This window comes from Nostoc sp. DSM 114167 (assembly GCF_052692655.1).
On record NZ_CP195116.1, the window covers coordinates 4,655,929 to 4,671,041 of the forward strand.

Below are 15,113 nucleotides of genomic sequence, written 5' to 3' on the forward strand. Positions count from 1 at the left end.
AAAATATTAGTTCGATCCACTTTCTATTCCCTGCTCTCTATTGTGATACGCATTGGCTAAAAGTACTCTAAATAAGTACGGGGTGCAAAAAATATAAAAAATTTCTCAAGATTCAAGATTAAGGATAAGGCTATGGCAACCGAACAGTTAACTAGAGACAGCGACAATCTAGATTTAAATCAGCTACTAAGAACGCTGAATGCTGTTAAACAGGGTGACTTCTCTGCTCGGATGCCCATAGATCGTACTGGTGTGGCGGGGAAAATAGCTGATACGCTCAATGATATTATTGACCAGAACGAGCGGATGGCGGCAGAGTTACAGCGAATTGGTAACGTTGTTGGCAAAGAAGGAAAAATTGCTGAACGTGCCTCTCTCGGAGATGTTCGTGGTTCTTGGTCAGATTGCGTGACTTCTGTCAATAGTCTAATTACAGATTTAGTTCAACCAACAGCTGAAACTACTCGTGTAATTCGCTCAGTTGCTAATGGTGACTTATCGCAAACGATCGCCACAGAAATTGAAGGCAGACCTCTGCAAGGTGAGTTTCTCCAAACTGCAAATATCGTTAACACGATGGTAGAACGGCTCGGTTCTTTTGCATCGGAAGTAACGCGGGTGGCGCGGGAAGTAGGAACCGAAGGTAAATTGGGCGTTCAAGCCGAAGTGCAAGGTGTGGCTGGCACTTGGAAAGATTTGACTGATAACGTTAACTTGATGGCGGGTAATCTCACCGGACAAGTTCGCAACATTGCCGAAGTTGCCACTGCGATCGCCAATGGCGATTTATCCAAGAAAATCACTGTCAATGTGAAGGGCGAAATTCTGGAACTCAAAAACACCGTCAACACGATGGTGGATCAGCTTAATTCTTTTGCATCGGAAGTAACGCGGGTGGCGCGTGAGGTGGGAACTGAAGGGAAATTGGGCGTACAAGCCGAGGTTAAAGGAGTAGCAGGGACTTGGAAGGATTTAACCGATAACGTGAATTTGATGGCAGGAAATTTAACTGCGCAAGTCCGTAATATTGCCGAAGTTACTACGGCGGTAGCGAATGGCGACTTATCCAAGAAAATTACTGTTGATGTCAAAGGCGAAATTTTAGAGTTGAAAAACACCGTCAACATCATGGTGGATCAGCTGAATTCCTTTGCATCGGAAGTAACAAGGGTTGCGCGTGAGGTGGGTGCAGAAGGAAAATTAGGCGGTCAAGCAGAAGTGCGCGGCGTAGCGGGTACGTGGAAAGACCTTACCGATAGTGTGAATTTCATGGCGGGAAGCTTGACGGCACAGGTGCGGAATATTGCCGAAGTGACTACGGCGGTAGCAAATGGCGACTTATCTAAGAAAATCACTGTGGATGTCAAAGGCGAAATTTTGGAGTTGAAAAATACCATCAACACAATGGTGGATCAACTCAATTCCTTTGCATCAGAAGTAACAAGAGTTGCCCGTGAAGTGGGAACTGAAGGAAAATTGGGCGTACAAGCAGAAGTCCGGGGAGTTGCGGGGACTTGGAAAGATTTAACCGATAACGTTAACTTAATGGCGGGTAATCTCACCGGACAGGTGCGAAATATTGCCGAAGTTGCGACTGCGATCGCCAATGGCGATTTATCGAAAAAAATCACCGTCGATGTTAAAGGTGAAATTCTGGAACTGAAGAACACCATCAATATCATGGTAGATCAACTCAGTTCTTTTGCATCGGAAGTTACTAGAGTTGCGCGTGAGGTGGGAAGTGAAGGTAAATTAGGCGTGCAAGCCGATGTGCGCGGTGTGGCGGGAACTTGGAAAGATTTAACCGACAGCGTAAACTTCATGGCGGGAAGTTTAACGGCACAGGTGCGAAATATTGCCGAAGTGACTACGGCTGTGGCAACAGGCGATTTATCCAAGAAAATTACCGTTGATGTCAAAGGTGAAATTCTGGAGTTGAAAAATACCATCAACACAATGGTGGATCAACTGAATTCTTTTGCATCAGAAGTAACAAGGGTTGCGCGTGAGGTGGGAAGCGAGGGTAAACTCGGCGTGCAAGCAGAAGTGCGCGGCGTGGCTGGCACTTGGAAAGATTTAACCGACAGCGTGAATTTCATGGCGGGAAGCTTGACGGCGCAGGTGCGGAACATCGCCGAAGTGACTACGGCGGTTGCAACAGGCGATTTATCTAAGAAAATTACTGTTGATGTCAAAGGTGAAATTCTGGAGTTGAAAAATACCATTAACACAATGGTGGATCAACTCAGTTCCTTTGCATCAGAAGTTACCAGAGTGGCGCGTGAGGTGGGAACTGAAGGTAAATTGGGCGTACAAGCGGAAGTAAAAGACGTTGCCGGAACTTGGAAAGATTTAACTGACAGCGTAAACTTCATGGCGGGAAGCTTGACGGCACAAGTGCGGAACATTGCCGAAGTGACAACTGCGATCGCCAATGGTGATTTATCGAAGAAAATTACTGTTGCCGTCAAAGGCGAAATTCTGGAACTCAAGAATACCATCAATATAATGGTGGATCAACTCAACTCCTTTGCCAGTGAAGTAACGCGGGTGGCGCGGGAAGTGGGAAGCGAAGGTAAACTCGGCGTACAAGCAGATGTGCGCGGCGTAGCTGGAACTTGGAAAGATTTAACCGACAGCGTGAACTTCATGGCGGGAAGTTTAACGGCACAGGTACGAAATATTGCTACAGTTACCACGGCGGTGGCAAATGGCGACTTATCCAAAAAAATCTCTGTTGATGTCAAAGGTGAAATTTTGGAACTCAAAAACACCATTAACACAATGGTGGATCAACTCAATTCCTTTGCAAGTGAAGTAACGCGGGTGGCGCGGGAAGTAGGAACCGAGGGTAAATTGGGCGTACAAGCAGAAGTTAAGGGAGTGGCAGGTACTTGGAAAGACTTGACCGAAAGTGTAAACTTCATGGCGGGAAGCTTGACGGCACAGGTGCGGAACATTGCCGAAGTTACCACGGCGGTAGCAAACGGCGATTTATCCAAGAAAATCACCGTTGATGTCAAAGGTGAAATTCAAGAGCTTAAAAACACCATCAACACAATGGTGGATCAACTCAATTCCTTTGCAAGTGAAGTTACCAGAGTTGCCCGTGAGGTGGGAACCGAAGGTAAATTGGGCGTGCAAGCTTACGTCAGAGGCGTAGCTGGAACTTGGAAAGATTTAACAGACAATGTGAACTCGATGGCGGGGAACCTCACCGGACAAGTTCGCAACATCGCCGAAGTTACCAAGGCGGTAGCTAATGGCGACTTATCTAAGAAAATTACCGTCGATGCCAGAGGCGAAATTTTAGACTTGAAGAACACCACCAATACAATGGTGGATCAACTCAGTTCCTTTGCCAGTGAAGTAACGCGGGTGGCGCGGGAAGTGGGGACTGAAGGGAAGTTAGGCGGACAAGCGCAAGTCCAAGGTGTTGCAGGGACTTGGAAGGATTTAACAGATAACGTTAACTCGATGGCGGGTAACTTAACGGCACAAGTGCGCGGTATCGCCAGAGTCGTAACAGCAGTTGCGAACGGTGACTTGAAACGAAAACTGATGTTAGATGCCAAAGGAGAAATCGAAACCTTGGCAGAGACAATCAACGAGATGATTGATACCCTAGCAACATTTGCCAATCAAGTAACTACAGTAGCGCGGGAAGTGGGAATCGAAGGAAAGTTAGGCGGACAAGCGAGAGTACCTGGGGCAGCTGGAACTTGGAAAGATTTGACGGATAATGTAAATGAACTCGCTGCTACACTGACAACTCAGTTGCGAGCGATCGCCGAAGTTGCTACAGCTGTAACTAAGGGCGATTTAACTCGTTCAATTGCCGTCGAAGCACTAGGGGAAGTTGCAATACTCAAAGACAACATCAACCAGATGATTGCTAATCTGCGCGAGACAACGCAGAAAAATACCGAACAAGACTGGTTGAAAACTAACCTCGCCAAGTTTACCCGAATGCTGCAAGGGCAGCGAGATTTGGAAACCGTATCTAAACTAATTCTCTCAGAACTAGCGCCTTTGGTAGGAGCGCAACATGGCGTATTCTTTTTGATGGAATCTGCTGAACATACACCGTATTTGAAATTAATTAGTAGCTACGCTTACCGGGAACGCAGACATCTAGCTAACCGCTTCCACTTGGGTGAAGGTTTAGTGGGGCAATGCGCTTTAGAAAAAGAGCGAATACTGCTAACGGATGTACCAAGCGATTATGTCAGAATTGCCTCTGGTTTAGGAGAAGCCACGCCCTTGAATGCCGTAGTGTTACCTGTACTTTTTGAAGGACAAGTGACAGCAGTCATTGAATTAGCATCCTTCCGCCGCTTTAGCGAAATTCATCTGACATTCTTCGACCAGCTTACCGAAAGTATCGCGATCGTCCTCAACACGATCGCCGCATCGATGCGCACTGAAGAATTACTCAAGCAGTCGCAATCATTGGCTGAAGAACTCCAAACCCAGCAAAGCGAACTCAGGGAAACTAACAAGCGCTTAGAACAACAAGCCCAATCACTCAAAGCCTCTGAAGATTTACTCAAAGGACAGCAAGAAGAACTGCAACAAACCAACGCTGAGTTAGAAGAAAAGGCAGAGTTGTTGGCGATGCAAAAGAAAGAAGTCGAGCGCAAAAATCGGGAAATTGAACAAGCAAGACTTTCTTTGGAAGACAAAGCTGAACAACTCGCCCTTTCTTCAAAATATAAATCAGAATTTCTCGCCAATATGTCCCATGAACTGCGGACACCGTTGAACAGCTTGTTGATTTTGGCGAAATTGTTGTCAGATAACATCGATCGCAACCTTACCGCCAAACAAGTCGAATACAGCCAAACAATCTACTCAGCCGGGACTGATTTGTTGGCGTTAATCAATGACATTCTCGATCTCGCCAAAATTGAATCTGGAACTATGTCAATTGACATAACTCAAATGCCATTGACAGAATTGGGCGATCAGATTGAGCGCACCTTCCGACAAATCGCTCAGAGCAAAGGACTTGGTTTCACAATTGAATTGGCTCCCGAATTGCCCACAACCATCTATACAGATGTCAAACGTTTACAACAGGTCTTAAAAAATCTCCTCTCCAATGCTTTTAAATTTACAGAAAAAGGAGAGGTACGCTTACAGATTGCGGTGGCGAAGCAGGGATGGAGCAAAGATCAAGAAACTTTGAATCGCGCCCAAAATGTCATCGCCTTCTCAGTCAGCGATACAGGCATTGGTATTGCTCCCGACAAGCAGAAAGTTATTTTCGAGGCATTTCAGCAAGCCGATGGCTCTACCAGTCGGAGATACGGCGGTACTGGATTGGGCTTATCAATTAGCCGTGAAATCGCCCGTCTCTTTGGCGGCGAAATTAAACTAATCAGTCAACCAGGTCAAGGCAGCACCTTTACATTCTACTTCCCCCAATTGAGTCCAGAGTTCCGAGTTCCGAACGCTGAGTCAACATCAACACAATCCAGCACAGACGCGATTAATCGCGTCTCTACCCACTCCTCACTCTTAACTCCTAACTCAGCACTGATTAATGACGATCGCGCTACTATCGGCGTAGGCGATCGCGTGTTACTAATTGTTGAGGATGACGTTAATTTTGCGCGTATCCTGCTAGATATGGCACAACAGCAAGGATTCAAAGCGATCGCTGCCCAAACAGGCACTACAGGTTTGATGCTAGCGCAGCAATTCCTACCTTCAGCGATTTTGCTAGATATCAGGTTGCCAGAAATGGATGGTTGGACTGTATTAGATCGTTTGAAGCATGACCCAAATACCCGCCACATTCCTGTACATATCATGACCGTTGAGGAAGGAAGACAACGCGGTTTGCAATTAGGTGCGATCGCATATCTGCAAAAACCTTTAACCAGCGAGATCGTATCCGAGGCGTTGACCAAAATTAAAGGTTTTGTTGAGCGCCAAGTGAAAAATTTGTTGGTAGTCGAAGACGACGACGCTCAACGGCTGAGTATTGTGGAGTTGATTGGTAACAGCGATGTTTCGACCACAGCAGTAGGCACTGGTGCAGCAGCTTTAGAAGCTATTCGCTCACAGCATTTTGATTGCCTCGTTCTCGATTTAGGGCTACCCGATATGACTGGGTTTGAACTGATCGAGCAAATAAAGCTTCTACCTCACGGTAAAACTTTACCAATTATTGTCTACACAGGTAGAGATATTAGCAAAGCTCAAGAAACGGAACTCAGACGAATTGCCGAAACAATCATCATTAAAGATGTGCGATCGCCCGAACGTCTCCTCGATGAAACAGCATTATTTTTACACCGAGTCCAAGCAAATTTACCAGCACCCAAACGAGAAATACTTGAACAACTGCATTCCATAGACTACTTACTCGCTGGCAAAAAAGCGCTAATCGTAGACGACGATATGCGTAATATCTTTGCGCTGACAAGTATGCTGGAGCGCTATCAAATACAGGTTTTATACGCTGAAAACGGCAGAGAGGGGATTAACTTGTTGGAAACTACACCAGATATTGATGTTGTTTTGATGGACGTAATGATGCCAGAAATGGACGGTTACGAAACAACACGCTTAATCCGCCAAAACGAGCAATTTAAATCTTTGCCGATTATTGCACTGACCGCTAAAGCCATGCAAGGCGATCGCGAGAAGTGTATTGAAGCGGGCGCATCAGATTACATCACCAAACCCGTAGATACAGAACAATTGCTGTCGCTATTGCGTGTTTGGCTATATCGTTAACGAAATAATATTCTTACGTATTTGAACCACACCCAATACGGTTCGGTTAAAGGGGAAAGGGTAAAGGGGAAAGGGGAATAATAAACCAATACGCTTGGGTTAGCCCCAAAAACCTTAAACTACGTAGGTTGGGTTGAGGAACGAAACCCAACATTTGCAGGACTTTGTTGGGTTGCGCTTTGCTTAACCCAACCTACAATTTTTCTTAACTGAACTGTATTGGAATAATAAACCTTTAACCGCAAACCCATTCCCCTTTTCCCCAAACCCTATTCTGAGTTCAAAATACTTATCCGAACCGTATTGGAACCACACCTATCGTCAGGGTGCGGGTAATGCAATAGATTTCTTGGCATAAGTCGGGAAAAGGTTCTGCAAAAGTCCCTTTCCCCTTTAACCTTTTCCCTTTTCCCCAAGAGTGCAAAAAGCACTTTTGCCAAGAGGTCTATTTCTTTGGGGAGATGAAATTTAGATGATATCAGGTTGCGATAATTTTGGTTATCCTGACTCAAAAACCAAAACTAAGCTACAATTCAAGCAGAGTAAGCATTTCCGCTCAGAGACTCCCCATGTTTGATAACCTGCAAACCCAAATTTACCAACTAGAACAATTTGCCAACAGCCTTGTTTCTAACCAACTGACACACCTTACTGGGTTAAGCGTTGGCATCATCTTTGTTGCTGGCTTGCTCACCAGTCTTACACCCTGTATGCTTTCGATGCTGCCAATTACTATTGGTTACATTGGTGGTTATGAAGCCAAAAGCCGCTTGCAAGCAGCTGCCCAATCAACTTGGTTTGCTTTAGGTTTAGCAACTACACTAGCAGGGATGGGAATAATAGCAGGTTTTGTTGGAAAAGTCTACGGTCAAGTGGGAATTGGTTTGCCGATTATCGTCAGCATTATCGCCATTCTCATGGGGCTGAACTTATTAGAAGCGCTGCCTCTACAATTTCCATCCTTGAATGAAACCAATTGGATTTCGCCAGATTTGCCAGCAGGATTGCGTTCTTATTTGCTGGGGCTGACTTTCGGTTTAGTCGCATCCCCTTGTAGCACACCTGTTTTAGCGAGTTTGTTAAGTTGGATTGCTAGTACACAAGACTTAATTTTAGGTGCTGTTTTGCTACTTTCTTATACAGCCGGTTATGTAGCACCGTTGATTTTGGCGGGTACTTTTACAGCTTCAATTAAAAAATTACTAGAATTGCGTCGCTGGTCTGGCTGGATTAACCCAGTTAGTGGGGCACTATTGGTAGGATTCGGTGTATTTTCCTTAATTTCTCGGATTCCCCTTGGCAGTTTTTAATATCAATACGTTGTATTAGATTTTACACCTAATGATAGAAGATTCAGCGTCCAAAGAAATAAAATGGTGGGCGATACCTGGGCAGTTCTTACGCCAAGAGCTTTTGCCCGTACTGACTAACTTAAAATTAGCGATCGCACTACTGCTATTGATTGCCATCTTTAGCTCTACCGGTACTGTTATTGAGCAAGGTCAATCACCCGCATTTTACCAAGCCAATTACCCAGAACATCCAGCTTTATTTGGTTTCTTAACTTGGAAAGTAATTCAAGTAGTTGGGTTAGACCACGTGTATCGTACTTGGTGGTTTCTGGCATTACTGATCTTATTTGGCACTAGCTTAACTGCTTGTTCATTTACCCGTCAGTTACCAGCCTTAAAAGCTGCCCAGCGCTGGAAATATTACGAAGAACCACGACAATTTCAAAAATTAGCTTTAAGTGCAGAACTAGATACTGCTTCTCTAAATTCCCTCAGCGAAATCTTACAAAAACACCGCTATAAAATTTTTCCAAATCAAGAAAAAGCAAATCTTCTTTACGCCCGCAAAGGAATAGTCGGACGCATCGGCCCAATTATTGTTCATATTGGTATCGTTGCTATTTTGCTAGGGGGAATTTGGGGCGCGATGACTGGGTTTTTGGCTCAGGAAATGGTTGCTAGTGGCGATACATTTCAAGTGAAAAATATTGTCGATGCTGGACCTTTAGCAGCAGCGCAAGTCCCGAAAGATTGGTCTGTGCGCGTCAATCGTTTTTGGATTGACTACACACCATCTGGCGGCATCGATCAATTTTATTCCGATATGTCTGTCTTGAATAATCAAGGAGAGGAAGTTGACCATAAGAAGATTTTTGTCAACGAGCCTCTGCGCTATCATGGCATAACTTTCTATCAAACTGATTGGGGAATTGCAGGTGTTCGCGTCCAATTTAACAACAGCCCGATTTTTCAGCTGCCAATGGCGCAATTGAACACCAACGGTAACGGGCGGATTTGGGGAACCTGGGTTCCGACTAAACCAGATTTGAGTGAGGGTGTCTCTTTGTTAGCGAAAGACTTACAAGGGATGGTATTAATTTATGATGCCACTGGCAAACTTGTTGATACAGTCCGCGCGGGGATGTTCGCGGAAGTTAATGGCGTGAAGCTGAAAATTCTAGATGTAATTGGTAGCACCGGCTTACAAATTAAAGCCGATCCAGGCATCCCAATTGTTTACACAGGGTTTGGCTTACTCATGCTGGGTGTGGTGATGAGTTACTTTTCACACTCGCAAATTTGGGCATTGCAAAAAGGCGATCGCTTGTATATTGGTGGCAAAACTAATCGCGCCCAAGTTGCTTTTGAACAAGAAGTTTTAGAAATTTTAGATCGGCTGAGTTCCCAGCCAAAAGGTGAAGAGAAAGAGGCAGCAATTGAAGTTTAAACACAGAAGGGCGCAAAGTAAATCGCTCCAGGAACGCAGAGAATGACTTTGCGTACCTTTGGGTTAACCTCCGCGTCCCTTTGCGTTTCAAAATTATTTACAACTAATTACACCCACACACCTACAAACATTGAAATTACTACAGGTATTTATTAAACATTGGAACAAAAAATTTCTATATCTGCTAAACTTCAATCTCAAGGACGGGTTTGCCTTCTACCTTTAATCGCTATCTTGTTGAGTATTGCTTCTTGCACTGCCGAGCAAAAAAACATCAAGCGTGTTTCCCTTGTTGGTACTGGGGCAAGTTTTCCCGCACCTTTGTATGAGCGTTGGCTTTCAGATTACAACCAGCAAAATCCCAATATAGAAATTAACTATCAAGCTATAGGAAGCAGTGCTGGAGTGCAACAGCTCATCGACGGGACTGTAGATTTTGCAGCTAGTGATGTGGGAATTACAAGAGAACAAGCAGCCAAGGTAAAACGGGGAGTAATTGCTTTGCCAATAACTGCTGGTTCTATTGTGTTAGCTTATAACCTGACACCATCTATAGGGCAGTCACCTCAAGTGAATGTGCCACCCACTCTCAGGCTACCACGCCAAGTTTACGTAGATATCTTTCTCGGAAAAATTAAGAATTGGAATCATCCTAGAATAGGTGCAGCTAATCCAGGTGTAAGTTTGCCCGATTTACCAATTCAAGTTGTAAACCGAACTGATGGTAGTGGAACTACAAGCGTGTTCACGCAACACCTAAGCGCCATAAGTGCAGAATGGAAAAGCAAAGTTGGGGCTGGTAAATCTGTAGCATGGCGAGTAGGAATTGGTGGAAAGGGTAACGAAGGTGTTACCGCCCTGATTCAACAAATACCAGGAGCTATTGGCTATGTAGAATACATTTACGCCAAACAAAATAAACTTTCTGTGGCTGCTTTAGAAAATAAATCCGGTAATTATATTACGCCGACACCAGCATCTGTAGCACAAACTTTAGAAGCAGTAAAATTACCAAGTGATAATTTGATTGCTTTTATCACCGATCCTACAGGTACCCAGTCTTATCCCATCGTCACTTACAGCTGGCTTTTAACTTATCACCAATATCCAAACCGAGTCAAAGCTCAAGCACTGAAAAACTTTGTAAATTGGGCTGTGATTGACGGGCAAAAATCCAGTTTGGAACTTGGGTATATTCCTTTATCAAAAAAAGTTGTGCTGCAAGTGCAATCTGCCGTCAAGAAAATTGCTGAATAAATATAGCAGTTCTCCTTTGGATGCAACATAGACTAAATGGTTGAAAAAGAGGCAAGGGAGCAGGGGAGATAGTTCAGATATTGCGTTTAGTTATAAACTTTGTAAAGAATAAGAAATTTTTTAGCAACCCAATAATCATTACAGTTTTATTATGAAATAAGAAACAGCTAATAACTTTATTCCTAGTTGACTGAAGTTTAGTGCTGTTATTTGGTGGAGGGTGCAATGTCCGGTGATTTGGATTTTGCTCCTTAGAGTGCTTTGGCTAGGAATTGTACACTTGCTCAATTAACTTCAGAGCTTCTAACTTAATGGAAGTAACTCCAGACCCTGACCAAATAGTACTTTTTTGATTGATATTCCCATTACTATCTGGAGGCTATTGCTATGTTCAATGAACAAGCTTACTTGCTAGCATACCCTGATGTAGCGGCGGCTGTTAATGCTGGCTCTTTTACCTCAGGACTACAACACTATGAACAGGTTGGACAATTTGAGAACGATCGCTTTGGCTTTTTTTTTGGAACCAACGGAAATGACACCGTAACTGGCTTTGGTGAAGGTAACAAACTCATTGCTGGACTTGGTTTTGACGTTTTATCAAATGGATCGACAGTTGCTGGAGTCGGTCAGATTGATACCCTAATTGGCACCCAAGGACAAGATGTATTCCTCCTTGGCCATCCTACTTTGTCTTCATTAACCTCCACGCCTCAACAATTTTACGTTGGTGGCGGTAATACAGATTATGCTCTAATCCAGAACTTTAAGCGAGGCAGTGACAAGATTGTGCTAGAAGGAGCAGCACAGAACTACACCTCTCAAGTAATAAACGGAAGTTTAAACATCTCTACATCATCGGGAGACTTAGTTGGTATTGTGGAGGGCGTTACTTCTTTAGTGCAGATTCCGGGTAGTTTAATTGACATTACACAATTCAACATTCCATTTAATGCTATTGGACAGTTTTCTGTTTTTTTGTAATGCAATGTACGAACTAGGCGTTGTTGCTTTATGGAGTTAAGTTTACTGAATGTTTATTAACTGGAAAGATTGGAACTGGTCATTGGCGTTAGGGAGTTTGTTAATTATTGATGGTGCAATCTCAGCCTCTATCAATTGTGCTCTTGCCCAACCCATAGCTGATGATACCTTAGCTAAAAATTCTATTGTTAAACCTAGTATTATTCCGTTAAACAAAGATGTATCTAGTATCCTGATCGATGGTGGAGTCACTAGAGGAGCTAATCTTTTGCATAGTTTTAAGGAATTTAATATTGGAGAAAAAGAAGGAGTCTATTTTATTAATCCTATCGGCATTAAGAACATTTTGAGTCGAGTTACAGGAGATAAAGGCTCTGAAATTCTAGGAACTCTGGGAGTATTGGGCAATGCTAACCTGTTTTTGATTAATCCCAATGGGATCATCTTTGGACCAAATGCCAGCCTGAGTCTCAACGGTTCGTTTGTAGGAACAACAGCAAATGCCATCGGGTTGGCTAATGGTGACATTTTCAGTGCAAATCCGGTTAAAAACCTGCCAACCGGACTGTTGAATGTAAATCCTTCTGCATTTTTGTTCAATCAAATTGCTGCCCCAATTCAAAATAACTCAGCTGGTTTAGGGGTTGACGATAATCGTAGTTTGCTGCTTATAGGTGGCAACGTGAGAATAGATGGTGGCTCCTTGAATGCCTTGGGTGGGCGAGTGGAGTTAGGAGGATTAGCACAAGAGGGGACAGTCGATCTCAATATCAGTGGTGATAATTTCAGCTTAAATTTTCCGGCTAACATAGCGCCAGCAGATGTGTCGCTTACCAATGGCGCTGAAGTTAATGTCGCCTCTGGCGGTAGCGGTAGTATTGCTATCCACGCTCAGAATATAGATATTTTAGACAGAAGTAGCCTGCGTGCTGGCATCAGCCTACTTGCAGGTATCGATGACGCTCAAGCAGGAGATATTATGCTCAGTGCCAAAGGAGCATTAACGGTAAAAAATAGCTTTGTTTACAATGCTGTTTTTGATAGGGGGAATGGCGGTGATTTACTTGTTGACACAGGAAAATTGATTATTCAAGATGGAATAGTAGCGACTGCTACTACTTCTAGTGGTAGTGCTGGGAATCTGGCTGTGAAAGCCTCTGACTCAATAGAACTAACTGGCAGTTCCTCATCAAACGGTACAATTGACATCAATGTTCCGATTAATTCCGCCGATAATTCTTCCAATTTTCCTGTTCCAATTGGCTTGTTTTCCGCTTCCTTGGATGTCAAGAATCTTCTTGCCCAGAATCTTCGTAATGCTCCTCCTTATTTAAAAAATTTTATAATTTCTTCTCTACCTACTGCAAGTGGAAATGCCGGAAACCTGACCATTGAAACTGGGCGGTTAATTGTCTCTAATGGGGCAGTAATATCGGCAGGGAGTACTACCCCAGGGCGAGCCGGAAATTTATTCGTGAACGCAAAAGACTCTATAGAACTTAGTGGCACCTCAGCTAATGATGCTCCCCAAGGACTAGGACTGTTCACCATAGGCGATAGAGTTCCCAGTGGATTGCGTAATGAAACTAGAGGTTTGGGACAAGGAGGCGACTTAACTATTGATACTGACAGATTAATTGTCCGTGATGGGGCCTGGGTGACAGCAGGTACTGGTGGAGAGCAGCCAGGAGGAAAATTAACTGTGAATGCTTCAAAGTTAGTAGAAATAAAAGGCATCGGCACAGACAATAATGTTCCTAGCGTCTTAGCTAGTGGAACACAGGGATCTGGAAAATCGGGCGGTATGGCTATTACTACTAAAAAGTTAATAGTCAGTGATGGGGGAATCATCTCATCGGGTACTTCTAGCTTGGGAAAAGGCGGAGATTTAACTATCAACGCCTCCGAATCTGTAGAACTTCTCGGCACTTCAAAGCAAGGAGTGTCCGCCGATGTCTTAGAGCAACTAATTGGAATTAGTGGAGGCTTAGTCTCTAACGTCGTAAAGGATCGTCCGTTTCCTAGTGGTATAATTACAGGGACTACAGGTCAAGGAAATGCCGGAAACTTGGTAATTAAGACTGGACAGTTGTTTATCCAAGATGGGGCACAAGCATCAGTTTCAACAACCAGTGTAGAGAAAGGGAATGCGGGTTCCTTGACTGTTAATGCCACTTCTATAAAACTGAGTGGAACTTCACTTGAAGGCTCCAACCTCAACGATGTTGTGGGTCGGAGCCTGTTAACGACTGCTACCAGCAAAGACTCAACAGGTAAAGGCGGCGATATTAATTTATACACCAACTCCTTAGAAATCATCGATGGTGCTGCACTGACAGCTAGTACTTCAGGGCAAGGAGATGCAGGTAAAATAACTGTCAACGCTACTGATAAGGTAATAATTAGTGGTAGTGATTTTAATTATGATGACCTAGTTAATAACTTTAGCGATCGGGTAGAAAATATCGGCGTTAGCAGTGGCTTATTTGTCAGTTCTACTGGTTCAGGAACCGCAGGCGACATCGAAATCAATTCACCTAAAATTATTTTAGACAACCAAGGTAAACTCAACGCCGAATCTGCATCCGGTAACGGTGGTAACATCAACATCAATAGCGACTTACTTTTACTCCGTCGCAACAGTCAAATCTCCACCAATGCAGGTACAGACAAATTAGGTGGCAATGGCGGTAACATCATTATCAATAACCTCCCAAATTACCGAGGCTTTATCGTTGCAGTTCCCAACGAAAATAGCGATATCACTGCCAACGCCTTTGAGGGTAGCGGCGGGAAAGTTATTATCAACTCTGCTGGCATCTTTGGGCTACAGCCGCGCAGTCGGCAAGAGCTCGAACAGCAGTTGCAAACAACCGACCCGAACAAGCTAATTCCTAGTCAGTTGCTAACAAGTGACATCACTGCCATCTCCCAAAGCAAGCCTTCCTTAAATGGTGAGATAAATCTCAACACACCTGATACTGACCCTAGTCGCGGCTTAATTCAACTACCTTCTAACCTGGTCGATGCATCCCAACAAATCGCTCAAGGCTGCACTCCCAGAGGACGACAAACCGCCAGTCGTTTTATTGCCACAGGACGCGGTGGATTACCCCTTAGCCCCAACGAGCCTCTGCGGGGACGAGCAGTAATTACTGGTTGGGTAGATTTGCCCCCACAAGCAACACAGAGAGTCACGGATAAATTATCTACATCTGTTACTAAATCTACTAATCAGATTGTGGAGGCTCAAGGATGGATTGTTGATGGTAAAGGTGATGTTATTCTTGTGGCTCAATATCCCCAAAGTTCTTCTATTCCCTCTGCTATGTCCTGTAGTCGATGATTCATTATCCCAAGAGTAGGGGGAACAATTCCTATGA

6 protein-coding genes are annotated in these 15,113 nt (G+C 44.0%); all 6 read left to right on the top strand.

All coding sequences use genetic code 11. The annotated features are described in order from the left end of the window. The first annotated feature begins 132 nt into the window (after positions 1 to 132). The 6 genes from NSTC731_RS19775 to NSTC731_RS19800 all read left to right on the top strand — a co-directional run bounded on the left by NSTC731_RS19775 (position 133) and on the right by NSTC731_RS19800 (position 15,076). Positions 133 to 6,750 (top strand): HAMP domain-containing protein, encoded by a 6,618-nt coding sequence (locus NSTC731_RS19775; protein ID WP_445626427.1) that lies wholly within the window; start codon positions 133 to 135, stop codon positions 6,748 to 6,750. A 569-nt stretch (positions 6,751 to 7,319) separates the two neighbouring features. After that, on the top strand, positions 7,320 to 8,060 hold the full coding sequence (locus NSTC731_RS19780) for a cytochrome c biogenesis protein CcdA (RefSeq protein WP_445626428.1): 741 nt from the start codon (positions 7,320 to 7,322) through the stop codon (positions 8,058 to 8,060). A gap of 31 nt (positions 8,061 to 8,091) precedes the next feature. Then, positions 8,092 to 9,489: a cytochrome c biogenesis protein gene (locus NSTC731_RS19785; RefSeq protein ID WP_445626429.1), complete on the top strand. Its 1,398-nt coding sequence runs from the start codon at positions 8,092 to 8,094 to the stop codon at positions 9,487 to 9,489. A 159-nt stretch (positions 9,490 to 9,648) separates the two neighbouring features. After that, a complete protein-coding gene (gene pstS / locus NSTC731_RS19790) occupies positions 9,649 to 10,746 on the top strand; it encodes a phosphate ABC transporter substrate-binding protein PstS (RefSeq protein WP_445626430.1) in 1,098 nt (365 codons plus the stop codon). Between the two features lie 387 nt (positions 10,747 to 11,133). Further along, on the top strand, positions 11,134 to 11,730 hold the full coding sequence (locus NSTC731_RS19795; RefSeq protein ID WP_445626431.1) for a hypothetical protein: 597 nt from the start codon (positions 11,134 to 11,136) through the stop codon (positions 11,728 to 11,730). 49 nt (positions 11,731 to 11,779) lie between these two features. Continuing rightward, the gene (locus NSTC731_RS19800) at positions 11,780 to 15,076 is read left to right on the top strand and encodes a two-partner secretion domain-containing protein (RefSeq protein WP_445626432.1); all 3,297 of its coding nucleotides are present in this window, start codon (positions 11,780 to 11,782) and stop codon (positions 15,074 to 15,076) included. Positions 15,077 to 15,113 lie beyond the last annotated feature (37 nt).

Bases quoted from the DNA above. Each gene is read 5' to 3' on its own strand.
- NSTC731_RS19775 (WP_445626427.1), top strand. From the start codon at position 133: ATGGCAACCGAACAGTTAACTAGAGACAGCGACAATCTAGATTTAAAT.
- NSTC731_RS19785 (WP_445626429.1), top strand. From the start codon at position 8,092: ATGATAGAAGATTCAGCGTCCAAAGAAATAAAATGGTGGGCGATACCT.
- NSTC731_RS19795 (WP_445626431.1), top strand. From the start codon at position 11,134: ATGTTCAATGAACAAGCTTACTTGCTAGCATACCCTGATGTAGCGGCG.
- NSTC731_RS19780 (WP_445626428.1), top strand. From the start codon at position 7,320: ATGTTTGATAACCTGCAAACCCAAATTTACCAACTAGAACAATTTGCC.
- NSTC731_RS19800 (WP_445626432.1), top strand. From the start codon at position 11,780: ATGTTTATTAACTGGAAAGATTGGAACTGGTCATTGGCGTTAGGGAGT.